28 protein-coding genes, 2 tRNA genes and 1 pseudogene are annotated in these 26,941 nt (G+C 72.4%); 15 read left to right on the top strand and 16 right to left on the bottom strand.

Annotated elements, in window-relative coordinates:
- Positions 1-21: 21 nt before the first annotated feature.
- The 3 genes from OG946_RS22120 to OG946_RS22110 are packed head-to-tail and all read left to right on the top strand — an operon-like array spanning position 22 to position 1,292.
- A complete protein-coding gene (locus OG946_RS22120; RefSeq protein WP_326797779.1) occupies positions 22-384 on the top strand; it encodes a VOC family protein in 363 nt (120 codons plus the stop codon).
- A 27-nt stretch (positions 385-411) separates the two neighbouring features.
- The gene (locus tag OG946_RS22115; RefSeq protein ID WP_326797778.1) at positions 412-810 is read left to right on the top strand and encodes an ArsR/SmtB family transcription factor; all 399 of its coding nucleotides are present in this window, start codon (positions 412-414) and stop codon (positions 808-810) included.
- Complete coding sequence (locus tag OG946_RS22110; protein ID WP_326797777.1) at positions 807-1,292, top strand: SRPBCC family protein; 486 nt, start codon at positions 807-809, stop codon at positions 1,290-1,292. Before OG946_RS22115 ends, OG946_RS22110 begins: the two co-directional genes overlap by 4 nt.
- A gap of 54 nt (positions 1,293-1,346) precedes the next feature.
- On the opposite strand, the pseudogene OG946_RS22105 reads toward OG946_RS22110, so the two are convergent.
- The 3 genes and pseudogenes from OG946_RS22105 to OG946_RS22095 all read right to left on the bottom strand — a co-directional run.
- Positions 1,347-1,946: pseudogene (locus OG946_RS22105) on the bottom strand (amidase family protein); the annotation flags it as partial.
- A 133-nt stretch (positions 1,947-2,079) separates the two neighbouring features.
- Positions 2,080-2,745 carry an SDR family oxidoreductase gene (locus OG946_RS22100; RefSeq protein ID WP_326797776.1) on the bottom strand — a complete coding sequence of 222 codons (666 nt, stop codon included), beginning with the start codon at positions 2,743-2,745 and terminating at the stop codon, positions 2,080-2,082.
- Positions 2,746-3,072: 327 nt separating this feature from the next.
- Positions 3,073-4,425, bottom strand: coding sequence for a hydrolase (locus OG946_RS22095; protein WP_326797775.1), 1,353 nt, complete (start codon positions 4,423-4,425; stop codon positions 3,073-3,075).
- Between the two features lie 311 nt (positions 4,426-4,736).
- Here OG946_RS22095 and OG946_RS22090 point away from each other — a divergent pair.
- The 9 genes from OG946_RS22090 to cutA all read left to right on the top strand — a co-directional run bounded on the left by OG946_RS22090 (position 4,737) and on the right by cutA (position 9,741).
- Positions 4,737-4,809, top strand: a tRNA-Thr gene (locus OG946_RS22090).
- A gap of 46 nt (positions 4,810-4,855) precedes the next feature.
- Positions 4,856-4,928, top strand: a tRNA-Met gene (locus OG946_RS22085).
- 91 nt (positions 4,929-5,019) lie between these two features.
- A complete protein-coding gene (gene rpmG, locus OG946_RS22080; RefSeq protein WP_004571794.1) occupies positions 5,020-5,184 on the top strand; it encodes a 50S ribosomal protein L33 in 165 nt (54 codons plus the stop codon).
- A gap of 113 nt (positions 5,185-5,297) precedes the next feature.
- Positions 5,298-5,750: a MaoC family dehydratase N-terminal domain-containing protein gene (locus tag OG946_RS22075; RefSeq protein ID WP_326797774.1), complete on the top strand. Its 453-nt coding sequence runs from the start codon at positions 5,298-5,300 to the stop codon at positions 5,748-5,750.
- A 6-nt stretch (positions 5,751-5,756) separates the two neighbouring features.
- Positions 5,757-6,191: a MaoC family dehydratase gene (locus OG946_RS22070; RefSeq protein WP_047017514.1), complete on the top strand. Its 435-nt coding sequence runs from the start codon at positions 5,757-5,759 to the stop codon at positions 6,189-6,191.
- Between the two features lie 81 nt (positions 6,192-6,272).
- Positions 6,273-6,821 carry a TetR/AcrR family transcriptional regulator gene (locus OG946_RS22065; protein ID WP_326797773.1) on the top strand — a complete coding sequence of 183 codons (549 nt, stop codon included), beginning with the start codon at positions 6,273-6,275 and terminating at the stop codon, positions 6,819-6,821.
- A gap of 78 nt (positions 6,822-6,899) precedes the next feature.
- Positions 6,900-8,351, top strand: coding sequence for a DHA2 family efflux MFS transporter permease subunit (locus OG946_RS22060; protein WP_326797772.1), 1,452 nt, complete (start codon positions 6,900-6,902; stop codon positions 8,349-8,351).
- A gap of 147 nt (positions 8,352-8,498) precedes the next feature.
- Positions 8,499-8,906, top strand: a complete 408-nt coding sequence (locus tag OG946_RS22055; protein ID WP_326797771.1) for a YccF domain-containing protein — start codon at positions 8,499-8,501, stop codon at positions 8,904-8,906.
- 496 nt (positions 8,907-9,402) lie between these two features.
- The gene (cutA, locus tag OG946_RS22050; protein ID WP_326797770.1) at positions 9,403-9,741 is read left to right on the top strand and encodes a divalent-cation tolerance protein CutA; all 339 of its coding nucleotides are present in this window, start codon (positions 9,403-9,405) and stop codon (positions 9,739-9,741) included.
- 1 nt (position 9,742) lies between these two features.
- Here cutA and OG946_RS22045 read toward each other — a convergent pair whose 3' ends face one another.
- Positions 9,743-11,113, bottom strand: a complete 1,371-nt coding sequence (locus OG946_RS22045; protein WP_326797769.1) for an XRE family transcriptional regulator — start codon at positions 11,111-11,113, stop codon at positions 9,743-9,745.
- A gap of 122 nt (positions 11,114-11,235) precedes the next feature.
- On the opposite strand from OG946_RS22045, the gene OG946_RS22040 reads away from it, so the two are divergent.
- Both OG946_RS22040 and OG946_RS22035 read left to right on the top strand, forming a co-directional pair.
- Positions 11,236-11,673: an ATP-binding protein gene (locus OG946_RS22040; RefSeq protein WP_326797768.1), complete on the top strand. Its 438-nt coding sequence runs from the start codon at positions 11,236-11,238 to the stop codon at positions 11,671-11,673.
- A 21-nt stretch (positions 11,674-11,694) separates the two neighbouring features.
- Positions 11,695-11,853 (top strand): hypothetical protein, encoded by a 159-nt coding sequence (locus tag OG946_RS22035; RefSeq protein WP_326797767.1) that lies wholly within the window; start codon positions 11,695-11,697, stop codon positions 11,851-11,853.
- Positions 11,854-12,684: 831 nt separating this feature from the next.
- Here OG946_RS22035 and OG946_RS22030 read toward each other — a convergent pair.
- The 12 genes from OG946_RS22030 to OG946_RS21975 all read right to left on the bottom strand — a co-directional run bounded on the left by OG946_RS22030 (position 12,685) and on the right by OG946_RS21975 (position 25,344).
- The gene (locus OG946_RS22030; RefSeq protein ID WP_326800334.1) at positions 12,685-14,004 is read right to left on the bottom strand and encodes an MFS transporter; all 1,320 of its coding nucleotides are present in this window, start codon (positions 14,002-14,004) and stop codon (positions 12,685-12,687) included.
- A 313-nt stretch (positions 14,005-14,317) separates the two neighbouring features.
- Positions 14,318-15,187: a zinc metalloprotease HtpX gene (htpX, locus tag OG946_RS22025; protein ID WP_018834937.1), complete on the bottom strand. Its 870-nt coding sequence runs from the start codon at positions 15,185-15,187 to the stop codon at positions 14,318-14,320.
- Between the two features lie 140 nt (positions 15,188-15,327).
- Positions 15,328-16,899, bottom strand: coding sequence for an NADH-quinone oxidoreductase subunit N (locus OG946_RS22020; protein WP_326797766.1), 1,572 nt, complete (start codon positions 16,897-16,899; stop codon positions 15,328-15,330).
- Positions 16,899-18,464 carry a complex I subunit 4 family protein gene (locus OG946_RS22015; protein ID WP_326797765.1) on the bottom strand — a complete coding sequence of 522 codons (1,566 nt, stop codon included), beginning with the start codon at positions 18,462-18,464 and terminating at the stop codon, positions 16,899-16,901. The genes OG946_RS22020 and OG946_RS22015 overlap by 1 nt, the downstream gene beginning before the upstream one ends.
- Before the next feature lie 107 nt (positions 18,465-18,571).
- Entirely contained in the window at positions 18,572-20,617 is a 2,046-nt protein-coding gene (locus OG946_RS22010; RefSeq protein WP_326797764.1) for an NADH-quinone oxidoreductase subunit 5 family protein, read from the bottom strand.
- Positions 20,614-21,063: an NADH-quinone oxidoreductase subunit NuoK gene (gene nuoK, locus OG946_RS22005; RefSeq protein WP_326797763.1), complete on the bottom strand. Its 450-nt coding sequence runs from the start codon at positions 21,061-21,063 to the stop codon at positions 20,614-20,616. The genes OG946_RS22010 and nuoK overlap by 4 nt, the downstream gene beginning before the upstream one ends.
- Positions 21,063-21,674: an NADH-quinone oxidoreductase subunit J family protein gene (locus OG946_RS22000; protein ID WP_326797762.1), complete on the bottom strand. Its 612-nt coding sequence runs from the start codon at positions 21,672-21,674 to the stop codon at positions 21,063-21,065. The genes nuoK and OG946_RS22000 overlap by 1 nt, the downstream gene beginning before the upstream one ends.
- Positions 21,671-22,204 carry a 4Fe-4S binding protein gene (locus OG946_RS21995; protein WP_326800333.1) on the bottom strand — a complete coding sequence of 178 codons (534 nt, stop codon included), beginning with the start codon at positions 22,202-22,204 and terminating at the stop codon, positions 21,671-21,673. Before OG946_RS21995 ends, OG946_RS22000 begins: the two co-directional genes overlap by 4 nt.
- Positions 22,205-22,248: 44 nt before the next feature.
- The gene (gene nuoH / locus OG946_RS21990) at positions 22,249-23,208 is read right to left on the bottom strand and encodes an NADH-quinone oxidoreductase subunit NuoH (protein ID WP_326797761.1); all 960 of its coding nucleotides are present in this window, start codon (positions 23,206-23,208) and stop codon (positions 22,249-22,251) included.
- Positions 23,205-24,356 carry an NADH-quinone oxidoreductase subunit C gene (locus OG946_RS21985; RefSeq protein WP_326797760.1) on the bottom strand — a complete coding sequence of 384 codons (1,152 nt, stop codon included), beginning with the start codon at positions 24,354-24,356 and terminating at the stop codon, positions 23,205-23,207. The genes nuoH and OG946_RS21985 overlap by 4 nt, the downstream gene beginning before the upstream one ends.
- Entirely contained in the window at positions 24,353-24,961 is a 609-nt protein-coding gene (locus tag OG946_RS21980) for an NADH-quinone oxidoreductase subunit B (protein ID WP_326797759.1), read from the bottom strand. The genes OG946_RS21985 and OG946_RS21980 overlap by 4 nt, the downstream gene beginning before the upstream one ends.
- Complete coding sequence (locus OG946_RS21975) at positions 24,952-25,344, bottom strand: NADH-quinone oxidoreductase subunit A (RefSeq protein ID WP_326800332.1); 393 nt, start codon at positions 25,342-25,344, stop codon at positions 24,952-24,954. The genes OG946_RS21980 and OG946_RS21975 overlap by 10 nt, the downstream gene beginning before the upstream one ends.
- 292 nt (positions 25,345-25,636) lie before the next feature.
- On the opposite strand from OG946_RS21975, the gene OG946_RS21970 reads away from it, so the two are divergent.
- On the top strand, positions 25,637-26,845 hold the full coding sequence (locus tag OG946_RS21970) for a sensor histidine kinase (RefSeq protein ID WP_326797758.1): 1,209 nt from the start codon (positions 25,637-25,639) through the stop codon (positions 26,843-26,845).
- The last annotated feature ends 96 nt before the right edge of the window (positions 26,846-26,941 follow it).

Raw genomic sequence — 26,941 nt, 5'->3', positions numbered from 1 at the left:
TTCCTACGTATCATCTGCCGCATGAACATCACCCATGCGCAGTTCGTGACCCTGCCCGTCGCCGACCAGGACCGGGCCAAGACCTTCTACACCGACGCCCTCGGCTTCGACGTCGTCGCCGACCGGCAGATGGGCCCCGTCCGCTGGCTCGCCGTCGCGCCCAGGGACGCGCAGACCCATTTCGTGCTCGCCGCCGCGGAGCAGGGCTTCACGCCCGGCAGCGTCCACGGCACGGCGCTCGTCAGCGCCGACCTCGACGGCGACTGCGCTGCTCTGCGCGCCGCGGGCGCTAAGGTCGAGGGCCCGGACGACCAGCCGTGGGGCCGCCAGGCGACCCTGGAGGACCCCGACGGCAACCGGTTCATGCTCTCCGCGGAGGGCTGACGCCCGGGGAGAGAGGAGACGGCGGACTTGCCTGCGACACAGGAAACCCGCGGCGAGGACCGCGTCTTCGGCGCGCTGTCCAGTCCCGTACGGCGCGAGGTGCTGCGGCTGCTGCGCGACGAGGGCCCCCAGCCCGTACAGCAGTTGGCGGCGCACTTCGACATGCGGCGGCCCAGCCTCTCGGAGCATCTGAAGGTGCTGCGGGAGGCCGGGCTGGTCAGCGAGGAGCGGGCGGGGCGGCAGCGGATCTACCGGCTGGAGGCGGAGCCGCTGACGGAGGTACGGGACTGGCTGGGGCCGTACGAACGGTTCTGGCGGGCGAAGCTGGCGGGCCTGGCGGAACTGCTGGACGACCTGCCGGAGTCGGAGGGCGACCGGGACCGTGCGGAGGGTCCGGACGGCACCGGGGCCGGGGCCGGGGCATGAGCGTCCCCGGCTTCCCCGAGCCCGCGGACCCCACCGAGATCCGGCTCGACGCCTTCCTCCCCCACCCGCCCCGCAAGGTGTGGCGGGCCCTCACCGAGCCCGAGCTGCGCGCCCGCTGGCTGATGCCCGGCGACTTCCGCCTCGAAGTCGGCCACCGCACCACGATGCGGGCACTCCCCCGCCCCGGAACCGGCTTCTCGGGCACGGTGGCGGAGGAGGTCCTCGCGTACGAACCGGAGCGGATGCTCCGCGTCCGCTGGACGGACGCGGAGCCGGGCGCCGGGGGCGGCACCGGGGCCGGGACCGCCGACTGGACGATCACCTGGACGCTCGCCCCCGAGGGCCGCGGGACCCGCCTCTTCCTCGTCCACACCGGCTTCGACCCCGACGACCCGCTCCAGCGCCGGGCCCACCGGATCATGGGCGGCGGCTGGTCGTCGCAGGTGCTCCCGGCGCTGGCGGAGGTGCTGCGGGAGGACTGACCCGGGGCCGCGGCCGCGGCCCCGTGCCCGTCCTCACTCCCCCGCGCCCACCGACGCGCGCCGCAGCTCCCCGGCGGTCCTGGTCATCAGCGCGTCCACCTCGGGGACGAGCGCGGGCAGCCGCCACAGCCCGATGCGCTTGCCGCGGAGGGCGCCGGGGCGGGCGAGGGCCGCGTACGACGGGAGGGAGGCCCGTACCGACTCGTCCTCGGCGAGGGCGGCGAGGGCGGCGAGGGTGAGCGCGGTGTCGGTGACGTTGCGGGCCATGGGCCCGGCGGTGTCCTGCTCGGCGGAGATGGGGACCACGCCGTCCTGGCTGACGACGCCGAGGCTCGGATTGTGCCCGACCACGCCGGTCATCCCCGCCGGGCAGACGATGGAGCCGTCGGTCCCGGTGCCGATCGCGACCTGGGAGAGGGAGGCGGCGAGGGCGGCGGCGGAGCCGGAGGAGGAGCCGCAGGGGTTGCGGTCGAGGACGTACGGGTTGCGGGTCTGCCCGCCGACGGCCGACCAGCCGGAGGTCGGCTTCGCGGCGCGGAAGTTGGCCCACTCGGAGAGGTTCGCCTTGCCGAGGATCACGGCGCCGGGGTCCCTGAGGCGGGTCACGAGCGCGGCGTCGGCGGCGGGCGGCGAGGGGCGATCCCGTACGCGCAGAGGACGCGCGGCACCGGCCGCGCATGTGCGACGCGGGGTACGCACCGCGGCGCGGTGTGGGCGCAACGGGCGGTGCGTACGCGGCGATCCCGTACCGCCGCAGGACGCGGCCCTCCGGTATCGCCGACTGCGCCTACTCCTTGGCAGCCACCGCCGCGACCGCGTCCAGCACCGGCGTGTTGCCCTCGACGAGTTCCAGCGTCAGGCCCACCGTCCGGGGCTCGTCCAGCAGCGCGACCAGCACCGCCGCCACGTCGTCGCGCGGGACCGCCGAACGGCCCGTCTTCGCGGCGAGTTTGACCAGGCCGGTACCGGCGTCGTTGCGCAGCGACCCGGGCCGCAGGATCGTCCAGTCCAGGCCGTCCCGGGCCTGCACGTACTCGTCGGCGGCGGTCTTCGCCCGCAGGTACGCGGAGAACACCGCGTCCCCGCCGGCCGGAGGCTCGCTGCCGGCGCCCATGGACGAGACGACGAGGAAGCGCCGCACGCCGGCCGCCACCGCGGCGTCGGCGAAGAGCACGGCGGCACCGCGGTCGACGGTGTCCTTGCGCGCCTCACCGCTGCCGGGTCCCGCGCCGGCGGCGAACACCGCGGCGTCGGCGCCTTCGAGGAGCCGGGCGACCTCGTCGGCACCCGCGGACTCCAGGTCGCAGACGAGGGGTTCGGCACCGGCGGCCCGCAGGTCGTCGGCTTGCTCCGGGCGGCGGATGATCCCCGCGACTTCGTCGCCCCGGGCGGCGAGCAACCGCTCAAGCCGCAGGGCGATCTGACCGTGTCCTCCAGCGATGACGATGCGCATGGCTCCGACCGTAACGCCTGCCCGCCCGACACGCGCGGCGTGCGGCAGTCGGAGGACCGGGGCCCCGCGTCACATCCCCCGCCACACCCTCACGCCACTACCCCGCAAGCCTTCCACCGGCCCGCATTCCACCGGCCCGCATTCCACCGGTACGCCTTCCATCGCAGGGCCTTCCACCCGCACGCCTTAGGTCGGCACGCCTTCCACGCACCCACCGTCACCCGCACACCCGCCCAAGGGTAGGGGCCTCCTCTGACAACGACGGTCTGCCCGCGGCCGCCCACCCCCTCCCCGGGGCCGCCCGCCCCTCGCGTGAAGAGCCGGCCCTCAGCCCGCCGTACGCCGCAGGCCCTGGCGGGGCAGGTCCAGGTCCGCGGCTCCCGAGTCGCAGTACTGCCGTACCGCGCTCGTACGGGCCACCACCCGCCCGCGATGGATCACGATCCGGCTGTACCCCAGCGCCAGCGCACCGGCAACCGAGTCGCCCCGTACCGCCAGCAGCTCCGCAGGAAAGCCCGCCTCCACCCGCACCTCCGGCAGGCCGAGCACCGCGCGCGCCTGGCCCGCCACCGTCGCGTACGCCGCCGCCGGGTCGGCCTCGCCCGCCGAGGCGAGGAGGTACGCGGACTGCAGCGGATCCCCGCGCCCCACGGGGTTCGCCGCGTCGCGTACGGCACCGGTCCCCGCCGCGACGCGCACGCCGGCGGCGCGCAGCAGCCGCACGGGGGCGTACGCGAACGGCCGCGCGCCGCGAGCCCGACCGCCGCCGCCCACCCCCCGCACCGCACCGCAGTCCCCCTGCGGCAGGCACACCACCGCCACCCCCGCACCCGCCAGCCGCTCGGCCACCCCCGCCGCCGTCTCGTACGGCACCCGCGCCAGCCCGCCGCACGGCCCGACAGCCACCCCGCACCGCAGCTCCCCCGCCACCGCCGCCACCCGGTCGAGCCGTGCGGGATCCGTACCGTCGCAGTGCAGATCGACCGCGCACCCGTACTCCGCGGCCACGTGCAGCACCGCCTCCGCGTACCCCGCCGGGTCCGGGTCCAGGTCCGGGCAGCCGCCGACCGCCGTCGCGCCCATGGCGACGGCGTCGTGGAGCAGCGCCCGCCCCCCGGCCCCCGCGACGCCGGTCAGCACCGGGGCCGCGGCGACCACCGCGACGTCGGCGAGCCCCCGCAGCGCGGCCCGGGCGGCGAGCACGCCGCGGAGGCCGTCGAGCCCGGCGCCGCCCCCGATCCGTACGTGCGTGCGCAAGGCGGTGGCGCCGTGCCCGAGTTGGAGGAGCGCGGCCTCGACGGCCCGCCGCTGCACACCGGCACCGGCAGCCCCCGCACCCCCGCCGACCCCCGGGGAACCCGCACCGGCACCCGCACCCAGACCCGCGCCCGCCCCCGCACCGGCCGCGCCCCCCACCCCCGTCAACGCCACGTCCAAGTGCGCATGCGCCTCCACCGGCGCCGGCAGCAGCACGTACCCCCCGAGATCCACCCGTGCCCCGCACCCGCCCGCCGGCCCCGCCAGGCTCCCCGCCTTCCCCACCGCCAGGATCCGGCCGCCCCCGAGACGCACGTCCACCGTCCTGCCGTCCGCGAGCCGCGCGCCGCACAGCACAGGTGTTCCGTCACCCCCCTGCGCGGACCCGTGCCGGGGCTGCTGCGGATGGCTGCTGGCGGGCATGTGACTCCTGCGGGCAGGTCAGGGTAAACATCCACGATGTGAGCAAAATCGCACAGTCACGATCAGAAGGCATCAGACTGTATCGGACGGCGCCAACGAGCCTAGGCGGGGCGAACGCGCACGCCGTGGAGGAGGGGAAAAGTCGTATCGGCGTGGCAACCGGCAGCTCCCACCCAGGCGCGGCCCAGGTCCGGCGCACCGGCGGCGCGGGTCCGCCCACAGGCGGTGATCGGCGCGTACGAGCGGGCGCGATCAAGGGAGGGTTACTGATTTCACCTTCGGCCGCTCAGCGTGTAGTGTCTTCATCGCTCGCCCCAATAGCTCAGTCGGCAGAGCGTCTCCATGGTAAGGAGAAGGTCAACGGTTCGATTCCGTTTTGGGGCTCTGATGCGGTTTGCACCTCGCTATCCTGGGAGGCGCAGAGCATCGCAGCGGTGTAGCTCAGTCGGTAGAGCAAGCGGCTCATAATCGCTGTGTCACCGGTTCAAGTCCGGTCACCGCTACTCACCTCAAGTAGCCGATTGCAGGGTCGGACCTTCGATCGGCTACGCTTTCTGCGTTGAAGAAGCTGTCCGTTCGTCAAGGAGCACTCACGTGGCTGCCACAGACGTCCGCCCGAAGATCACGCTGGCCTGCGTGGAGTGCAAGGAGCGGAACTACATCACCAAGAAGAACCGGCGCAACGACCCGGACCGTCTTGAGATGAAGAAGCACTGTCCTCGCTGCAACGCCCACACGGCGCACCGCGAGACTCGCTGAACGCAGGCCATCGAACCCCTCGTCCCACCCGGGACGAGGGGTTCGCCGCGCTTCACTCCGCGCACGCTCAGCCGCCTCCCACACCCCGCCCCGCCCGCGCGACAGGAGGGTTCATGCCGCTCGATCAGTCCTTCGTGGGCCGGAGTTATCCGCCCACCGCCCCCTACGAGGTGGGCCGGGAGAAGATCCGCGAGTTCGCGGAGGCGGTCGGCGACGCGAACCCCGTGTACACCGACCCGGACGCCGCGAAGGCCCTGGGCCACCCCGACGTGATCGCGCCGCCGACGTTCGTGTTCGCGATCGCGTTCCGGGCGGCGGGACAGGTGATCGCGGACCCGCAGTTGGGGCTGGACTACAGCCGCGTGGTGCACGGGGACCAGAAGTTCGCGTACAGCCGTCCGGTACGGGCCGGGGACCGGCTCTCCGTGACGTCGACGATCGAGTCGATCAAGTCGATGGCCGGGAACGACATCATGGACGTGCGCGGCGAGGTCCGCGACGAGTCGGGCGGGCACGTGGTGACGACGATCATCAAGCTGGTGGCCCGCGCCGCCGAGGAGGGCTGAGCGCCGATGGTGGCGAAGGTGGCGTACGACGCCGTCGAGGCCGGTACGGAGCTGCCGGCGCAGTCGTTCCCGGTGACCCGCGAGACGCTGGTGCGCTACGCGGGCGCGTCCGGGGACTTCAACCCGATCCACTGGAACGAGCGGTTCGCCAAGGAGGTCGGGCTGCCGGACGTGATCGCGCACGGCATGTTCACGATGGCCGAGGCGATCCGGGTGGTCACGGACTGGGTGGGCGACCCGGGCGCGGTGGTGGACTACGGGGTCAGGTTCACCAAGCCGGTGGTGGTGCCGGACGACGGCGTGGGCGCGGTGATCGAGGTGTCGGGCAAGGTCGCGCAGAAGCTGGACGACGAGGCGCGTACGGTCCGGGTGGACCTGACGGCGACGAGCGCCGGGCAGAAGGTGCTGGGGATGTCGCGGGCCGTGGTCAGGCTGGCGTAGCGGAACAGGGGCGGGGCCCGTACCAGAACCCTGCGGTTGACAAGTTAGTGAGTAGCCAATAACTTACTTCCCATGGTAAGGATGAGCGCAGAAGAGCGACGCGAGAGCGTCATCCGCGCGGCGATCACGGAGTTCGGCCGGGGCGGTTACCACGGCACGTCCACCGAGTCGATCGCCAAGCGGGTCGGCGTCTCGCAGCCGTACCTCTTCCGCCTCTTCCCCAACAAGCGCGCCATCTTCCTCGCCGCCTCCCTGCGCTGCATCGAGGAGACCGCGGCCGTCCTCCGCGCCGCCTCCGAGAAGGCGCCGGCGGGCCGGGAGGAGAAGGCGATGGGCGCGGCGTACCAGCGGCTCATCGAGGACCGCGACCTGCTGATGATGCAGATGCAGATGCACGTCGCGGTGGCCTCGGCCGAGTCGTCGGGCGACCACGAGTTCGGCGAGCCGATCCGGGCCGCCTGGTCCGAGCAGCTCTACGACCTCACGCTGCTGACGTTCGGCGGGGACGCCGAGACGGCGGCCAGATTCCTCGCGTACGGGATGCTGATCAACACCCTCGTCGCCCTCGGCTACGCGCCGAGGGAGCGGGTGTGGGACGGCTTCTGGCCCGAGACCCTGCCGAACACGTAGCCCACCACACCCGGCCCGTTCACCGCACAGGCATGCCTGCGAAAGTTATTGACTAATAACTAATCCGGAGGGAACCCCATGTCCGCCCCAGCCAGCGCCGGCGGCCGACGCCGCCTCGGCCCCACCTTCTGGGCCCTGCTCCTCACCAGCCTCGCCAGCTTCATGGGCGCGCTCGACAACCTCGTCGTCACCACCGCGCTCCCCGCCATCCGCGACGACCTCGGCGGCGGCATGGAGGACCTGGAGTGGACGGTCAGCGCGTACACGCTCACCTTCGCCGTCCTCCTCATGCTCGGCGCCTCGCTCGGCGACCGCTTCGGGCGCCGCCGGATGTTCGCCGTCGGCATCGGCATCTTCACCGCCTCCTCCGCCGCCGCCGCGCTCTCCACCGGCATCGAAGGACTGGTCGCCGCCCGCGCCGTACAGGGTGTCGGCGCCGCGCTGCTGATGCCGCTGTCGCTGACCCTGCTCTCCGCCGCCGTACCCGCCGCCCGCCGCGGGATGGCACTCGGCGTCTGGGGCGCGGTGCAGGGCCTGGCCGTCGCGTCCGGGCCGCTGGTCGGCGGGGCGCTGACCGAGCACATCTCGTGGCACTGGATCTTCTGGCTGAACGTGCCCGTCGGCATCGCCCTCATCCCGCTGGTCCGGCTGAAGCTGGCCGAGAGCCACGGCCCCAACGACCGCCTCGACATCCCCGGCACCGTGCTCGCCAGCACCGCGCTCTTCGGCCTCATCTACGCCCTGGTCCGCGGCAACGCCGACGGCTGGACCGCCACCCCCGTCCTCGCCGGGCTGATCGCGGCACCGGTGCTGCTGACCGCCTTCGTCGCGTACGAACTGCGCGCCGCGAACCCCATGCTGCCCATGCGCCTCTTCCGCAACCGCAGCTTCAGCGCCGTCAACGCGGCGAGCGTGCTGATGTTCGTCGGGATGTTCGGCTCGATCTTCCTGCTCAGCCAGTTCCTCCAGGGCGTCGGCGGCTACTCGCCGCTGGAGGCCGGCCTGCGCATGCTGCCGTGGACCGCGATGCCGCTGATCGTCACCCCGATCGCGGGCGCGCTCTCCGACCGCATCGGCGGCCGGCCGATCATCGCGGCCGGTCTCGCGCTGCAGGCGGTGGGGCTGGTGCTGTGGGCGGTGGCGGTCGAGGTGGGCTTCTCGTACGGGTCGATCCTGCCGGCGCTGACGGTGAGCGGCGTGGGCATGGCGATGTACTTCGCGCCCTCCGCCAACGTCGTCCTGTCCAGCGTCGCCCCGGAGGAGCAGGGCATCGCCTCGGGCGCGAACAACGCGCTGCGGGAACTGGGCGGCGCGCTGGGCATCGCCCTGCTGGCGGCGGTCTTCTCCGCCCAGGGCGGCTACGAGACGGGCCAGAGCTTCGTCGACGGCCTGACACCGGCGCTGTGGGTCGGCGCGGCGGGGGTGGGTCTTGGCGCCCTGCTGGCGCTGCTGATCCACAAGCACCGGGGCCCGGCGACGGCCGCGCCGCTTGCGGCGTCGAAGGAGGACCGTACCCCGGTGGGGGTCTGACGCGGCTGCTGCTCCTGGGGACCGCCCCGCGCTTCACCTGGCGCGGGGCGGTCCCGTACGCGCTGCGTTTCCGTCCGGGCGGAGGACGTGCCGATAATTGGTATCGAGGGGACCGCGTCAAAGCGAGTGTCCAGGAAGGTGCCGATGATGAAGCCCTTGAACCTCCTTTTGAACGTCCTGTGGCTGATCTTCTGCGGAATCTGGATGGCGATCGCCTACACGGTCGCCGCGCTGGTGTGCTTCATCCTGATCATCACGATCCCGTTCGGCATCGCGTCCCTGCGCATCGCCGGCTACGTCCTGTGGCCATTCGGCCGCACGGCGGTGGAACGGCCGGACGCGGGCACGCCCTCGGTCGTCGGCAACGTGATCTGGGTGATCTTCGCCGGCTGGTGGCTGGCCCTTGGCCACCTGCTCACGAGCATCCCGCTCTTCCTGTCGATCATCGGCATCCCCTTCGGCTGGGCGAACCTCAAGCTCATCCCGATCTCCCTGATGCCGCTGGGCCGCGAGATCGTCTCCACGGACGAACGCTTCGGCTACGCCCCCCGCTGACGACGGGGGGTCCCCGCGGGTACGCCGTACGCTCCCCGGGCCAGCGAACGGCCTGGGCCAGGGACGCCGGATGAGCGGGAGGCGCGCAGGGGGTGGTGTGACAATGCCCGGTTATCGACGCGGGCACGACCATCACCTTCCTGAAACCGAGCCTCCCGACGCTGCTTGGTCTCGTCCGGTACCTACCAACTACGTGGGGATACGCCCGAATCCACACAAGTCCTTGAACCGCAACCAGTTGCCAAGCAAAACTGCTGGTAGCAAAGGATGCTCCCCGCATACGCGGGGATGGTCCCCTCGCGGTCGGCGCCGCGCTCGACGTGCGGATGTGCTCCCCGCACACGCGGGGATGGTCCCCCGAGGTTAGGAAAACCCATGACGCATCGCTGTCCACACCGCCCACGCAGGGGTGGTCCCTGCCGACGTTCCGTCAGCGTCTACACGCCCGCGTTGCGCCCCGCCTGCGTGAACGTCAACGAGTCGGTAGCCGGTGAGTATGAGTGACTTCCTGCAGGTCTACACCGCAGCCGAGACCCGCGAAGCGGCCGTGGCGCTCGGGCGGAGTGTGACGCGGGCGCGGCTGGCAGCCGGGGTGCAGGTGGTCGGTCCAGTGGTGTCGCTGTTCTGGCACCAGGGAGAGTTCGGGGAGGGAGAAGAGTGGCAGGTCATCTTCAAGACCACTGCGGCCCGCTACCCGGAGTTGGAAGCACACTTGCTGGAATATCACCCCTGGAGCAATCCGGAGATCACAGCCATCCCGATGGCTGCCGGCTCCCAGCCCTACCTGGATTGGGTACGCCGCACCGTCGAATCCCCCGGCGACGAAACGGCCTGACCTACGCCCCTCGACGCAGCACCTCGGCCACAGCCTCCAAGGACCGATGCGGATGCAGTCGGGTCAAGAACGTCTGGATGCGTTGCCGGGGACGGACCGAGCCGACCCCTTCGGAGAGATCGATAGCCCTGCCGATCACTTGCGCCGACTGCTCGACCTCCCCGGCGTCGAAATAGGCGTACGCCAGCCAGGAGAGGTAGAGGGCCTTGTCCCTGGCTTGTGCGTCATCGAAGTCGGACAGCGCCGCCTCCAACTCCGGCACGGCGCGTAAGGGGCGGTGCAACTCGGTCCAGCAGCGACCCTTCATGATCCGCAACTCTCGCCCGTCAACCCACGAGGCCCACTCGGGGCCCGGTTCATCGTCGCTGCTGCTCAGGGCCTCCTCTGCCTGAGCGAGCGCAGCCTCCGTTTCCTTCGCCTCCCCGGCACGGGCATGAGCCCAGGCCCGGCGTTCGTGCAGCAGCCCGCGAACGGTGGGAGGCGCGTCGGAGCCCGCGGTACGGCACGACGCCACCGCGGTGGCCACGCCCGAAGATGCACTGCTGACCTGCTGATATGCCAGAAAGGCCAGAGAGTTGGCTTCGAGTGCGCGGTCACCGGCTTCGCTTGCCGCCTGGTGTGCCCACCGGTAGAGGATCGACGCCTCCCGCTGGTCCCCTGCATCAAACGCGGCCCAGCCGGCCTGTTGCGCCAGTTCGGAAACGATAGTGAGCAACTGCTTTCCGGTGGTCTCCGAATAACTGGCATGACGCATCAGACTCACCGTTCCGTCCAACTCGGTGCGGTAGATATGACGCGTGTCCGCCCCGCCAAGAACGTCGTCCAGGCGGCGAAGCCGAGAAGAGCGCAGTCTCAACTGCGCTACCTCACGGCGTCCGAGATGCGATCCCGCATTGCGCTCGGGGAGCATGCCGGCGATGCCTGCCACTCCCGATGCCGCGAGGAACCTTCTTCGCTCCACGTCGCCTCCTCCTCGACCGGCTGCTGCCCCGAATGCACGTGGGGAGACACGCGCCGCCCTCACCTCAGGTGCGGGTAACCGGCAAATATGTTCGGTGTGCGGCAGCGCGTCCAGTTGCGTTTGTTCCCACGGACGCGGTGCCAGGCCCACCAGATGCCCAGGGATGGCCAGGGCGTCCGCAATGCGCGTGATCTTCTCGTAGGTGGTGATCGCACCTTCGCCCCGGGCCAACCGCCCCACCCGTTCGGGCTTGATGTCGCAGGCATCGGCGATCTTCACGAAGCTGATTCCGCCCCATTGCCGAGCCAGCTTGAACACCTTGCCGAAATCATGACACCGCAAGGCGGCCTGCACATCGGCACGTTCGAGCACGTGCGGCGGAAGAGCGATTGGCGACATGCGTCCTGACATGCGATTTCCCCGCGATCTACCGCTTGCGGAGTGATTGCCGATCCGTCCGAGGAGTGTACCCACCATGGGTATCCCCTTCGTCGGGAAACGAGATCCCCAACGCTTCGCCCATGGTGTCGGACATGCAGATTCAGCAGGTGGATGGCGACGAGAAGGTGGTGGTGTGGCAGTGGAGGCGGCATCGGAGGTGTGTGGGGCTGGCTCGGGCGCAGTTGCGGAAGGCGTTGGCGGCGTGGGGGTTGGGTGAGTTGGAGTTCGCGGCGGTGGCGGTGTTGTCGGAGTTGGTGGCGAACGCCGTCGTGCATGCGCGGGTGTCGCCGGGGCGGGAGATCCGGACGCGGTTTCTGGTGGTGGAGGGCGGGGTGCGGATCGAGGTGCACGACGCCAGTGACCAACTGCCGGTGCCACGGCTGCCGGATGAGTCCGGTGGGTACGGGCTGGCGCTGGTGGCGGAACTGGCGGAGCGGTGGGGGGTGGAGGAGCGGGGTGGGGTGGGGAAGTGCGTGTGGGCGACGGTGACTTGTTCGGCCGGGGCGTCGGGCGGCATCTCGATGCGGTAGACCGCCGTCGCCAGGCTGCCGGTGACCGCGATACCGAGGGCCAGGCCCAGGTCGTACGCCGTCTGCCCCGTCGCCGCCGCCGCGCCCGCCTTCGGCGGGGGGCGCGCGGGCGCGGAGGAGGCACTGCGGCGAGGGGAAGAACTGACGCCGGAGGAGGCGGTGGCGGAGGGGTGCGAGTAGCGGGGCAAGAGGCAGGGGCCCTGCGCAACCCCACAGGTGGCGGTCGCCTCCCGATGAACGCCGCCGAGACGAACTCGCGAAATCACCCGCTGCGAATCGGGGCAAATCACCCCCGCGGGCCGACTTTCGCCCATCGGCACGCACAGGGCCGGGCCAGGACCCGCCACCGCCAGCCGCAGCGTCCCAGTGGAGAAAATCGGTCGTAACTCCCGGTAACTCTCGGCGATCCGGGCCGAATCGGTCCCCGGAGCCCGAGTTTTGCACCACGACATGCGACCGCCCGGCCCCCGACGCCACGCCCGCCCGGCGCCTCAACCGACACCCCCGCCCCGGCTCCCTTCCCGGCGCGGCGTCGCTCGGCGAACAGGGCAGGCCAACTCCGGGCAGCGGCCCTCCGTCCGCCGGGCTCCGCCTCCGTATCGCAGCGTTAGGGTGCCCGCTCCCCCCTGGGCCACCCTTAGCCGCCGTCTTTTACGGGCCGGAGTCCGCAGTCAGGGGTGGGGCGAAGCCCCATCGCGAAGCGACGCTCCTCGCAGCGAAGCGGAGGGAGCGCCCTTGACGGCGGACGCAGGCCCGCACACTCAGAAGTGGGGTGGCCCGGGGGGAGCCCCTGCGACGCCCTATTCCCTTCGCCGGCACCCCCGTACACCGGCCCACCCCACGCACCACCGCCAGCCCGGAACCGTACCCCCGTACCCGCCCTGCACAGACGCGACGTACCAGCTCAACTACCCCGCTGCCCCCGCGCTGTCAGACCAGCCGCATACCCTTGAGTGGGTGTGAGGGGATGTACGGTGCGAGCGATCCGTAGACCCCGCCCCCGGCCACCCCCTACCGCCCCACCCCCATCCGCCAGGCCACAGCCCCCGCCGCCGCCAGCCCTCCGACCGCCAGCACACTGCTCATCACAAACGGGTTCCCACTCCCCACCCCCGGTGCGAACCCCACCCCCACGTACAGCGTGACCCCCGTGGCGCCCCCCAACTGGTCCGCCGCCCGCTGGACACCCGAGGCGATGCCCGCGTCGGTCTCTGTCACCCCGCTCACCGCCGCGTACTGGAGGCCGATGATTCCGAAGCCCAGGCCCGCCGCGATCAGCAGCATCGCCGGGATCATCGCCAGCGGACCCCCCTCGACGTGGGTCACCAGCGCGAGCAGCAGCAATGCCAGCCCCGTCAGCCCGATCCCCGTCAGCGCGCACATCCGCGCCCCCCAGCGGCCCAGCAGGCGGGGTACCAGCACCGACGCCCCGATCAGGGTGAACGCCAGCGGCAGCATCGTCAGGCCCGCCTCCAGCGGGCTGAGGCCCCGGTGCTCCTGCAGGTAGTACGTGAACAGCAGGAACGACGTCGACAGCGCCGCGCTCAGCAACGCCGTCGCCAGGTTCGCCATCACCCGCGGGCCGTTACGGAAGAACCCCAGCGGCACAAGCGGGTTCGCCGAGCGGCGTTCCACTGCGGCGAACCCCAACGCCGCCAGCACCGCGCCCGCCAGGGACACCGGCGGCAGCCACGCCCCCGTCCCGTCGCCCTCCCCCGCCTCCACCACTCCGACCGCGAACAGCAGCGGTGCCGCGGTCAGCAGCAGTGAGCCGGGCAGGTCCATCGGGGTGCGGGCGGGCGGCAGGTCTGCCGGTACGAGAAGGAGCGTCGCCGCCAGGACGACGACGATGAACGGTACGGACACCAGGAAGATCCACCGCCATCCGAACAGCTCCGTGATCACCCCGGAGAGCACGAACCCCAGCACCAGCCCGCAACTCGCCACCGCTCCCCACACGCTCAGCGCCCGCGACCGCCGCGGGCCCTCCGGGAACATCAGCACCACCACCGCCATCGCCGCCGGCAGCGCGACCGCCTCGCCCGCACCCTGGAGCAGCCGGGCCGCCACGAGCCAGGCGAACGACGGCGCCAGCCCCGCCAGCAGCGACGCGAGGCCGAAGAGCGCGGTGCCGGACAGCAGGACGCGGCGGCGGCCCAGGACGTCGCCCAGCCGGCCGCCGAGCATGAGCAGGCCGCCGCCCGTGATGGTGTATCCGACGACCACCCAGGTCAGCTGGCGGTCGTCGGCCGCGAAGTCAGCGCCGATCGACGGCAGGGCGATGTTGACCACGGTCACGTCGACCGCGATGAGGAACTGCAGCATGGCCATGCAGCACAGCACCAGCCATGCGCGCGCCGGGGACGCGGAGTCCGCGCGCGCGGAAAGAATGCCTGAGAACACCTGGAAGCTCCGTTGCTCGGAAGACGAGTTCCGGGCAGCACAAAGAGGCCGCTCCGGTCGATCGATCACGAAGCGACGGAACTGTACGAGTGTGTCCACGGGGGCCCGCATATAGACGCAGATACGGGTCTACGGGTGTAAAAGTGACGTACGTCCCGCCGCTAGCGGGCCGTCCTCGTCACACCGGCGCAGCCGGCTCCAGAAGCACCTGACATGCGTCCTACGCTATCCCAGCCGCCCGTCAGTGCCCCAGGTCCCTGCCCGCCATGCGCTCCAGCCTGGCGATACGTTCCGCCATCGGCGGGTGTGTCGAGAACAGCCGCGACATGTTGCCCGAGCCCCGCCGGAACGGGTTCGCGATCATCATGTGGCTCGCCGTCTCGATCCGCGGCTCCGGCGGCAGCGGGAGCTGCTTCGTGCCCGCTTCGAGCTTCCGCAGGGCGCTCGCCAGGGCCAGCGGGTCGCCGGTGAGCTGGGAGCCGGTCTGGTCGGCCTCGTACTCCCGGGAGCGGCTGACCGCGAGCCTGATGATGCTCGCCGCCACCGGGCCCAGGAAGAGCACCAGGAGCATGCCGAACGGGCCCGGGCCGTTGCCGTTGCGGTCGCCGCTCGGGATCAGCCAGGCGAAGTTCACCAGGAACATCACCACCGACGCGAGCGCGCCCGCGATCGACGAGATGAGGATGTCCCGGTTGTAGACGTGCATCAGCTCGTGCCCCAGGACGCCGCGCAGCTCGCGCTCGTCGAGGATCTGCAGGATGCCCTCGGTGACGCAGACCGCCGCGTTGCGCGGGTCGCGGCCGGTGGCGAAGGCGTTCGGGGCCTGGGTGGGCGAGATGTAGAGCCGGGGCATCGGCTGGCGGGCCTCGTTGGAGAGCTCACGCACGATGCGGTACAGGTTCGGCGCCTCGATCTCGCTGACCGGGCGGGCGCGCATCGCGCGCAGGGCCAGCTTGTCGCTGTTCCAGTACGCGTACGCGTTGGTGCCGATGGCCACGACGAGCGCGATGACCAAGCCCGTACGGCCGAAAATGCTGCCGATGAGCAAGATCAGCGCTGACATGCCGCCCAGGAGCGCGGCTGTCTTCAGCCCGTTGTTCGACCGGTGCACGGTGTGCCCTCCAAAGCCTGCCGGCGCGAGTGTCGGCCGTCTCCTTCCAGTGGACCCCTCCCACGCACAGAACGCCCGGCCCACCGGGTAAGTTCCCTGGTCAGCGCAGATTCCCCGGGCGCCGCGCGGGTGAGGCGGCGTTACAGCAGGGCTTCGCCCGCAAAGCGGAGGACGAGCTGCGGTGCGCCCGAGAGCGCGACGCCGAGCGCCGCCGTCAGGCCGATGGCGCCGCGCAGCGGGGCGGTCAGGGTGGTACGGACCGGGGCGGGAGCGCCGTCCGGAGCCGCGGGCGCCGGGCGGAACAGCAGCGCCGTCCACTGCAGGTAGTAGTACAACCCCACCACCACGTTCGCCGCCATGACCACCGCCAGCCACCCAAGACCCGCGTCCACCGCGGCGCCCAGAACCGTCACCTTCGCGAAGAGGCCGATGATCCCCGGCGGCAGCCCGGCGAGGTTGATCAGGAAGAACGCCAGCGCCAGCGCGACCGGCAGCCGCGTGGCCGCCAGGCCCCGGTAGTCGGTGATCCGGCCGCCGCGGCCGCCCTTCGCGGCCACCGCGGCGACCACCGCGAAGGCACCGAGGTTCACCACCCCGTACATCAGGGCGTACGAGAGCGTGGAGCCCACCGCGCGCTCCGGTTCGTCGGCATAGGCCGCGGCGGCGATGGGGACCAGCAGATAGCCCGCCTGCGCCACCGACGACCAGGCCAGCAGCCGGACCGCGCTGTGCGGGGCGTCGACGCGCTGACGCAGGGCGGCGACGTTGCCCGCGGTCATCGTCAGCGCCGCCAGGACCGCGATCGCCGGGCCCCACACCTCGTCGTACGCCGGGAAGGCCAGCACGGTGACGAGGATCAGCCCGCTGAAGCCCACCGCCTTGCCGACGACCGAGAGATACGCGGCCACCGGGATCGGCGCGCCGACGTACGCGTCGGGCACCCAGAAGTGGAACGGCACCGCCGCCGTCTTGAACGCGAACCCGACCAGCGTCAGCACCACCCCCGCCGCCGCCAGCGTCTCCAGCCGCTCCGGCGCCGTCGCGAGCCCGTCGGCCAGCCGCGCCAGGTGCAGGCTGCCCCCGGCGGCGTAGACGAAGCTGACGCCGAGGAGCATGACGGCGGTCGCGGTGACGGAGGAGAGGAAGAACTTCAGCGCCGCCTCGGACGACAGCCGGTCCCCGCGGCGCAGGCCGACCAGCGCGAACGCCGGCAGCGAGGCGACCTCCAGGGCGATCACGAGCGTGGCCAGGTCGCGCGCGGCGGGCAGCAGCGCCGCGCCCGCGGCCGAGGCCAGCAGCAGGAACCAGAACTCCCCTGCGGGCAGCTTCGTCGCGCGCACGTCGTGCACGGACAGCAGCGCGGCGAGCAGCGCGCCCGCGAGCACCAGGAGTTGCACGACGAGGGCGAAGCGGTCGGCGGTGTAGCTGCAGACGTTTGGATCGTCGGTGAGACAGAAGGTGCTGCGGTCGCCGTCGAGGAGCGGCAGGAGCGCGAGCAGGGAGACGGCGAGCGCGGCGACCGCGCCCCAGCCGAGGAGGTGCTTGGCGCGCTCGGGCACGAAGAGGTCGGCGACCAGCAGCGCGACGGCGGCCACGGCGACGATCGTGGGCGGCGCGACGGCCAGCCAGTCGACGGACTGCACGACGGACTCGGCGAGGACCGTGTCCGCGGTCCCGCCGAAGGAGGGTGCGCCGGCGTGTGCGTACGTCATCAGCTTCCTCCCGCTAGGAGCTTCTGCACGGCCGGGTCGGTCAGGCCGAGGAGTGCGGCGGGCCAGAGGCCGGCGAGTACGGTGAGCGTGACGAGCGGGCTCCAGGCGGCGATCTCGTACCGGCGTACGTCCCCGAAGGCCGGCCGCTCCCCCGGCGTCCTGTCACCCATGCAGACGCGGCGGACGACGACCAGGAGGTACGCGGCGGTGAGCAGGGTGCCGAAGCCCGCGACGGCCATGGCGACCAGGTACGCCGGCCGCGGGAGCCCGGCGGCCGGGTCGTACGCCGCGAACATCGCCAGCATCTCGCCCCAGAACCCGGCCAGCCCCGGCAGCCCCAGCGACGCGACGGCGCCGAAGACGAGCAGCGCGCCCAGGCGAGGGGCGTTGCCGTAGAGGGCGGCGCCGGTGCGGCCTGCGAGGGCGTCGAGGTCGGTGGTGCCGGTGCGCTCCTTGAGGGCGCCGACGAGGAAGAAGAGCAGGCCGGTGATGAGGCCGTGGGCGATGTTGGCGAAGAGCGCGCCGTTGACGCCGGTGGGGGTGAGCGTGGAGATGCCGAGGAGCACGAAGCCCATGTGGCCGACGGAGGAGTACGCGATGAGCCGCTTGAGGTCGCCGCGTGCGCCGCTCCTGGCGAGGGCGAGGCAGGCGAGGGAGCCGTAGAGGATGCCGGTGACGCCGAAGGCGGCGAGGTAGGGCGCGTACGTCTCCATGCCGTCGGGGGCGATGGGCAGCAGGACGCGCACGAACCCGTACGTGCCCATCTTCAGCAGCACGCCGGCGAGGAGCACGGAGCCGACGGTGGGCGCGGCGGTGTGGGCGTCGGGGAGCCAACTGTGCAGCGGCCACATCGGGGTCTTCACGGCGAGGCCGACGCCGATGGCGAGGACCGCGATGAGCTGCGTGGTGTGGGTGAGATCGGCGCCGTTGTCAGTGGCGAGTGCCACCATGTCGAAAGTGCCGCCCTGGAACCCGACGAGGAGGAGGCCGAGGAGCATCACGACCGAGCCGAGCAGCGTGTAGAGGATGAACTTCCAGGCGGCGGCGGTCCGTCCGGCGCCGCCCCAGCGGGCGATGAGGAAGTACATCGGGATGAGCACCATCTCGAACGCCAGGAAGAAGAGCAGCAGGTTGAGGACGGCGAAGGTGGCGAGCATGCCGCCTTCGAGGACGAGCAGCAGCGCGACGAACGCCCGCGGTGAAGGACCGGCGGGCATGACGAAGTAGCCGTAGACCGCGCAGAGGAAGGTCAGCAGCGCGGTGAGGACGAGAAGGGGGAGCGATACGCCGTCGACGCCGAGGTGCAGCCGGATCCCGAGGGCCGGGATCCAACTGACGTCGGAGTCGGCCTGCATGGTGCCGGCATCGTCGTAGTCGAAGCCGGCGGCCAGGACGACGGACAGGACGAACACGGCGCCGGTGACGGTGACGCCGTGGCGCAGCACGGCCTGGTCGGGGCTCTTGCCCTTCAGCCCGGGCGGCGCGGGGAACAGGGCGGCCAGGGCGCCGAGAAGGGGGAGGACGACGATGGCGGCGAGGACGAGCTGCATCGCGGTGTGGTTCATACGCGGGTGACCTCCGCGGCTTCGGAGGACGGCCGGGGCGTGGGACGGATACGGCGGGCCGGGGGGCTGCCGGGGCGGTGCTCGGGCGGGCTGGTGTCCATGCGGCGTCAGCCTCCCGTGACCGACGTGGTGGCGACGACGACCGCGACGGCCAGGACGAGCGCGCCGCCGAGCAGCGCGCTGAGGTAGCTCTGCACGTTGCCGGTCTGCGCGCGGCGGACGGCGGCGCCGAGCAGCCGGGGCGCGGTGCCCGCGCCGCGTACGTACGTGTCGACGACCTCCCGGTCCAGGAAGCGGACCAGCCGGGCCGCGGCCCGTACCGGGCGGACGAAGAGCGCGGCGTACAGGGCGTCGACGTGGAAGCCGCGGGCGGCGTTCCGGTAGAGGGCGGGGCCGAGCAGTATGCGGCCGGGGTCCGTGGAGGTGCCGTCGGGGGCGGCGCCCGACGCGGGGGTGCCCTCGTCCGACGGGCTGCCGTACACCGCCTCGTGCGTGGCCTCGGCCTCCACCTCGGTGAGGGCCGGCTCGGCGTCGGGGTGGGCGGTGACCGCGCCGGCCGGGACCCGGGCGGCGAGCCCGGCGGTCTGCTTCCACGCCGCGTACGTCGCCGTCATGCCGACGAGCGCCAGCCCCGTACCGAGGACGGCGGTGGCGAGCGTCGGGGTGAGGGAGTGGTCGCCGAGCCAGTCCGGCAGCGTCCAGACGCTCAGCCCGAACGCAAGGGTGGGTACGAACAGCAGCCACAGCACGGCGTTCATGACGACCGGCTGGCGGCCGTGGTCGGGTACGGGTTCGCCGCGGCCGTGGAAGGCGAGCAGCCACAGCCGGGCGGCGTACGCGGCGGTGAGCAGCGCGGCGGCGAGCCCGGCGACCAGCACGGTCCAGGCCGCGGCGGCGGGGATGCCCTGGCCGGTCGCGCCATGTCCGGTGATTGCAGCTTCCGCGGCACCGAGGACGGCTTCCTTGGAGAAGAAGCCGGCGAAGGGCGGGATGGCGGCGAGGGCGAGGAGGGCGGCGGTCATCGTCCAGTAGGCGTCCGGCACGCGGTTGCGCAGGCCGCCCATCCGGGCCATCGCGGCCAGCGAGTTGGTGCCGGCGGCGTGGATGACGACGCCGGCGGCGAGGAAGAGCAGCGCCTTGAAGGCGCCGTGCGAGAGGAGGTGGAAGACGGCGGCGTCCCGGGATCCCGCGGCCAGCGCGCCGGTCATGTAGCCGAGTTGTCCGACGGTCGAGTACGCGAGCACGCGTTTGATGTCGTCCTGCGCGAGCGCGGCGAGCGCCGAGCCGACCATCGTGACGGCGGCCATGACCGCCAGCACCACCAGCGCGGCGGCCGAGGCGGCGAAGACGGGCAGCAGCCGGGCGACGACGTACACGCCGGCCGCGACCATCGTCGCCGCGTGGATCAGTGCGGAGACGGGCGTGGGACCCGCCATCGCGTCGGGCAGCCAGGTGTGCAGCGGGAACTGCGCGGACTTGCCCGCGACCCCGGCGAGCAGCAGCAGCGCGATGAGCGTGGGGTGCGCGAGGCCGTCACCGGAGCCGGCCGCGGTCACGATGCCGCTGATCCGGAACGTACCGGCCTCGGACGCGAGCGCGAAGATGCCGATGAGGAAGGGGACGTCGCCCAGCTTGGTGACCAGGAACGCCTTGAGCGAGGCGGCGCGCGCGACCTCCGTGTCCCAGTAGTGGCCGACGAGGAAGTACGAGCAGATGCCCATGATCTCCCAGCCGACCAGCAGCACCATCAGGTCGCCGGAGTAGACGACGAGGAACATCGCGGCGGTGAAGAGGGAGACGAGGGCGGCGTACGAGGAGTAGCGCGGGTCGTCGCGCAGGTAGCCGGTGGAGTAGATCTGCACGCACGAGGCGACGACGCCGACGAGCACGGCGACGAGCACCGCCATGCCGTCGAGGTGCAGCGCCAGGTCGATGGGTACGGAGCCGGTCGGGGTCAGCTCGGTGGCGGCGGTCACCGGCTCGTCGCCGCCCTGCCGCGCCGCCACGACGGCGGCGAGCACGGCGGCGGTCACGGTCGGCAGCACGGCCAGCGGCTGCACCATGCCCGGCGAGCGGCGGCCGAGGAGCAGGCCGGCGACGGCGCCGAGGAAGGGCAGCAGGGGGACGAGTACGGCGAGGGTGGTGGTGGTCACGCGGTGGCCTCCGCCTTCTTCGACGCGGTCCCGGACTCGCCGCCGGCGGTGGCGCCTGGGGCTGCAATTCCTGCTTCCGCGCCTTGGGCTGGGTCCTCCGCTCCGTCGCCGGTGCCGCCCGCGCCGGTGCCGCCCGCGTCCGTGTCGGCGAGGTCGCGCAGGCGGTCGACGGCGGAGGTGCCCCGGTTGCGGTACACCATCAGCACGATGGCCAGCCCGATGCCGATCTCGGCCGCGGCCACCGCGATGATGAACAGCGTGAACGACTGCCCGGCGCGCAGGGTGTCGCGCAGCCAGACGTCGAAGGCGACGAGGTTGAGGTTGACGGCGTTGAGCATCAGCTCGACGGACATCAGCACCAGGATGGCGTTGCGCCGCGCCAGCACGCCGTAGAGGCCGACGCAGAACAGCAGCACCGCCAGCACCGCCGGATACGCGAGATGCATCAGCCCTCCCCGCCGTCGTCGGCGGCCCCGGCGGCCTCTGCGGCCCCGGTGCTCTCGGCGGCGTCCTCGGCCGCGGACCCGCCGTCCTTGCGGGACAGCACGATCGCCCCCACCAGCGCCGCCAGCAGCAGCACCGAGAGCGCCTCGAACGGCAGCACCCAGTGCCGGAAGACACTGGCCCCCAGCAGGTCGGTGGTGCCCTTGGGCTCGTCGAGGTCGATCCACGTCGTACGGAACGCGTCCACCACCAGCGTCACCAGCAGCACCGCCGCCGCCCCCGCCACGCCCAGCGCCACCCACCGGTTGCCCGAGTCGGCGTCCGGCGAGCGGCCTATCGGCGCGCGGGTCAGCATCAGTCCGAAGAGCAGCAGCACGACCACGGAGCCGACGTAGATCAGCACCTGCACCCAGGCGACGAACTCGGCCGTCAGCAGCAGGTACTCGACCGCCAGCCCGCCCAGCGCGACCACCAGCCACAGGGCGGCGTGCACCAACTGCCGCGTGGTCACGGTGATCACGGCGGCGCCGAGGGTCACCAGACCGGTGAGGAGGAAGACGATCTCGACGCCGGTGGGCGACAGGAAGCCGTGGGTCTCGGCGGCGAGGGTCATGCGTCGTCGCCCTCCCCGGCCGGGGGCTCCCCCGCGTCCCGTACCCGCGCGGCCTCCGCCTTTTCCGCGGCCTCCGCCTTTTCCGCCGCCTTACGCGCCGCGCCCAGCTCCTTCGGCTCCTCCCCCGCCGGGTCCGGCGCGGGCGGGACCGGCACCGTCCACATCCAGTCCCGCAGCCGGTCGCGCTCGTGGGTCAGCTCAAGGATGTCGGTCTCCGCGTACTCGAACTCCGGCGACCAGAAAAGCGCGTCGAACGGGCAGACTTCGACGCAGATCCCGCAGTACATGCACAGCGCGAAGTCGATCGCGAAACGGTCGAGCACGTTGCGGCTGCGCTCGCGCCCGCCGGGGGCGGCGGGCGGCACCGTCTCCTTGTGCGAGTCGATGTAGATGCACCAGTCCGGGCACTCGCGTGCGCAGAGCATGCAGACCGTGCAGTTCTCCTCGAACAGCGCGATGACGCCGCGGCTGCGCGGCGGCAGCGCGGGCAGGGTGTCGGGGTAGTGCGCGGTGTGCGAACGCCGCGTCATCGTACGCAGCGTGACCGCGAGCCCCTTGGCGAGCCCCTTCACCGTCAGATCACCACCTTCACGATGCCGGTCAGCGCGATCTGCGCGAGGGCGAGCGGGATGAGGGTCGTCCAGGCGAAGCGCTGGATCTGGTCCTCGCGCAGCCTCGGGTACGTGACGCGCAGCCAGATCACGGCGAAGGCGAGGATCCCGGTCTTCAGCAGCGTCCAGAGCCAGCCGAGCCCGTCGGCGTACGGGCCGTGCCAGCCGCCGAGGAAGAGCACGGCGGTCAGCGCGCTGAGGACGACGATGCCGGCGTACTCGGCGAGCAGGAACAGCGCGAAGCGCAGCCCGGAGTACTCGGTGTACGCGCCGAAGATGATCTCCGAGTCGGCGACGGGGGCGTCGAACGGCGGGCGTTGCAGCTCGGCGAGCCCGGCGGTGAAGAACACCACGCCGCCGACGAGCTGCCACGGCAGCCACCACCACTCGAACCCGTCGACGATCCCGACGAGCGAGACCGTCCCGGCGGCCATGGCGACGGAGGCGGCGGCGAGCAGCATGGGCAGCTCGTAGGCGAGAAGCTGCGCGGCGGTGCGGAGGCCGCCGAGGAGGGAGTACTTGTTGGCGGACGCCCAGCCGCCCATGAGGGACCCGAGGACGCCGACGCCCATGACGGCCAGGACGAAGAAGATGCCGGCATCCAGTGCCTCGCCGACGCCGCCGTCGGGGTGGAAGGGGATGGCGACGAGGACGACGAGGTAGGGCAGGAGGGCGACGGCGGGCGCGAGCTGGAAGACCCGCCGGTCGGCACCGGCGGGGACGACGTCTTCCTTCTGTACGAACTTGAGCCCGTCGGCGACGAGTTGGGCCCAGCCGTGGAAGCCGCCGGCGTACATGGGGCCTACGCGGCCTTGCATGTGGGCCATGACCTTGTGCTCGGTCTGCCCGACGACGAGCGGAAAGAGCAGAAAGACGACGAGCACGCCGAGGAGTGTGACCAGGATTTCGAGCACGTCGTTCACGGGGGGTCACCGCCTTCGCCGTCCTCGGGGGCGGAGGGGGGTTCGCCTGCGGCGGGCTTGGCGGGTGGGGTGCCTTCGCCGGCGGCGGGGGTCGACTCGTCGTCGGGGCGGGGGCGTTGCCACGGGGCATCGGGCGTACGGGCACGGGAGCGCGGCTCCCGGCCCGCGACGGCGGGGCCGCCACCGGAGGCCCGCTGCGACGCGGAACCCTCACTCGCCGAAGGCGTGCGTCGTGCGCCCCGCGGCGGGCGCCCGGACTCCGAGGTCTCCGCGGACTCGTCCTCCGCGCCGCCACCGGCACTCCGCTGCGACGCCGAACCCTCGCTGGCCGAGCGCGCGCGTCGTGCGGCGCGGGCCGGGCGGCCCGTCCCCTCTTCGGCGGGGGGCGCCCCCGCGCCCGTACGGCGGTCGCGCGGTTCGTCCGGCCGGGTCGCCGGACCCTCGCCTGCGGGCGCCGCCTCGCCGGCGCTCCGCTGCGATGCCGAGCCGGCGCTTGCCGAGCGGGCGCGGCGGGGTGGGGCTTCGGTTCTGGTGCCCGCGCGGCGGGCGGGGCGGGTGGGAGGGTGGGGGAGGGTGCCCTTCTGAGGGCCCCAGTCGTTGGGGTCCGGGACGCCCGGGGGTTGCATCTGGCGCCGCTTCGGGCCGCCCGCGTGGGACTCGCCCGGCTCCTTCGCGCCCGGCCACGCCTTCGCCACCCGCGCCGCCAGGACGAAGTCCTTCCGCAGCGGGTGCCCCTCGAACTCCTCCGGCAGCAGCAGCCGCACCAGGTGCGGGTGGCCGGGGAAGTCGACGCCGAACATCTCGTGCGTCTCCCGCTCGTGCCACGCCGCCCCCGCGTAGACGCCCGTCGCCGTCGCCAGCGCCGGGGCCTCGTGCGGCACCGTCGTGCGCAGCAGCAGCCGGCGCGGCGGGGTGCCGACCGCGACGACGTGGGCGGCGATGCGGAAGCCCTCGGCCGGTTCGTCGACGGCGCTGAGCCAGTCGAAGAACGTGCAGCCCAGCTCGTCGCGTGCCGTCCGCAGCGCCTCGGTCCAGGTGGCCGCCGGTACGTCCACCGTCAGGACGCCGTACGCCTCCTTCGCCACCGCCTCCGGGCCGAACAGTTCCGTAGCCGGCCGTGGGAGCCAGCCCTCACCCTGCTCCGTCATCCGGCGTCCTCCGGCGGCTTCACCAGCCCGCTCGTCAGCGCCCCCACCGACGCCCCGGACGGCGATGTCCCGTACCGCTCCTCCAGCGGCTCCCGCGCGATCTTCTCCTGGAGCTTCAGGATCCCCTGCAGCAGCGCCTCCGGCCGCGGCGGGCAGCCGGGCACGTACACGTCCACCGGGATGATCTGGTCCACGCCCTTCGTCACGGCGTACGAGTCCCAGTACGGCCCGCCGCAGTTGGAGCACGCGCCGAAGGAGATCACGTACTTCGGCTCCGGCATCTGCTCGTACAGCCGCTTCACCGACGGCGCCATCTTGTCCGTCACCGTGCCGGACACCACCATCAGGTCCGCCTGCCGCGGGCCGGGCGCGAACGGGATGACGCCGAGGCGGATGAAGTCGTGCCTGGCCATCGACGCGGCGATGAACTCGATCGCGCAGCAGGCGAGGCCGAAGTTGAAGACCCACAGGCTGTAGCGGCGGCCCCAGTTGAGCACGACCTTCATCGGCTGGGGCGCCAGCCGCTGGAGCACGCCCACACTCTGCACGGGGGCGGGGACGGGGCCGGAGGCAGGGGCCGGGGCGGCGGCGGGGTTCACGTCCATTCCAGGACGCCCTTCTTCCAGGCGTACAGCAGGCCCACGGCGAGGAAGCCGAGGAAGATGAACATCTCCACGAGCGTCACCGCCCCGTACCCCGGCGCCGCGAAGACCGTCGCCCAGGGGAAGAGGAAGATGACGTCGACCGCGAAGATCACATACAGGAAGGCGTACACGTAGTAGCGGACCTGCGTGTGCGCCCAGCCCTCCCCGACCGGGTCCACCCCGCACTCGTACGTCAGCAGCTTCTCCGGCGTCGGCACCGCGGGCCGCAGCAGCCGGGCAGCGCCGAAGGCGACGCCGACGAAGAGCAGGCCCAGCACGGCGACGAGGCCGACCACCCCGTAGCCGTCGAAGTACCCGGCGGCGAGGGCGTCGGCGGCGAGCATGTCCGGCACGTCCGCTCCGCTCCTGACTGCTGTGGCTGGCTGACCCGTGCGCGTTCGGTCAGGACATCGACCTGTACGGGCAAGGAGTGTAGGCCCTGCCCCGGGCGCTGTGGCCATCCCGTGTACGCCACTTCCTGCGAGCCGCCGAAGGTACGGACCGCGCCCGCCCCCGCCGCGGGCCGAAGCCGGGCCCGAAGCGGAGACTTCTCCGCAAAGGGTGGGGTTAGCCCCCGTACGTTCCCCCGTACACCCCCCATGGCGCCCCCGCGCCCCGGCGCGGCACCCTGGGAGGATGACCCACAGCCGCCCTGGTGCGGAGCCGCCGGCCGAGCCGAGCGGCGACAAGCCGCTGCCCCCACCGCGCCCGCCGCTCAGCGGCACGACCTGGCTTGAGATCGTGCACCTGCTGGTGAACCTCCCCATGGCGATCTTCGCCTTCACCTACGTCTCGATCTGGCTCTACGCCGGCGCGCTGCTGTCGATCACCGTGATCGGCCTGCCGCTGCTGGCCGCGGGCCTCGCCGGCGCCCGCGGGATCGGTTCGTGGGAGCGCGCGCGGGCGCGGGCGCTGCTCGGCGTGCACGTCGAGGCACCGACGCCGATCCGGCGCAGCACGTACGGCGGATTCCTGCCGTGGCTGTGGGCGACGCTGAAGGACCCCGTCGGGTGGCGGACGACGCTGTACAGCGTGATGCGGCTGCCGTGGGGGGTCCTCACTTTCGCCCTCATGTCCGTGTCGCTGTTCGTCCTGTGGCCGCTGCTGCCCTGGCTGGCGCGCGGTCTGACGGAGGTGGACCGGGCGATGGTCCGCGGGCTGCTCGGTCCTTCCGACCCGCTGGAGCGGCGCATCAAGGAGCTGGAGGAGAACCGCGGCGTCGTGGTGGACACGGCGGCGGCGGACCTGCGGCGCATCGAGCGCGACCTGCACGACGGCGCGCAGGCCCGGCTCGTGGCCCTGGCCATGGGTCTTGGTCTGGCGAAGGAGAAGCTGCTGGAGGATCCCGAGGCCGCCGCCGAGATGGTCGGCGAGGCGCACGGCGAGGTGAAGCTCGCCCTGGAGGAGCTGCGCGACCTGGCCCGCGGCATCCACCCGGCGATCCTCACCGACCGCGGCCTCGGCCCGGCGCTGTCGGCCGTCGCCGCGCGCTGCACGGTGCCCGTCTCGGTGACCGTCGACCTCAAGGACCGCCCCGCGCAGGCCATCGAGGGCATCGCGTACTACACGGTCTCCGAGCTGCTGCAGAACATCAGCAAGCACAGCGGCGCGAAGACCGCGAGCGCCGACGTGTGGCGGGCGGAGGGGCGCATCATGGTGCAGGTCACCGACGACGGGAAGGGCGGCGCCCGGCTGGACGGCGGCACGGGTCTGTCCGGGCTGGCGGAGCGGCTGGGCTCGGTGGACGGGCTGCTGGTCGTGGAGTCGCCGGGCGGCGGTCCCACGGTCGTCACCGCCGAACTCCCCTGGCGCAACCGCGAGTCGCAGGCGCAGGCGCGCGCGTAGCCGCACCGACAGGGGTGGGGTTTTCCCCCGTACGGACAGACCGACCTGCTCCATGGCCCGCGCCGCCCCCGCCGAGGAGGCTGGAGGCACAAGCTC

The sequence above is a fragment of the Streptomyces sp. NBC_01808 genome, from assembly GCF_035917395.1.
Taxonomy (GTDB): Bacteria; Actinomycetota; Actinomycetes; order Streptomycetales; family Streptomycetaceae; genus Streptomyces.
This window is presented reverse-complemented; position numbering and strand designations above follow the sequence as displayed.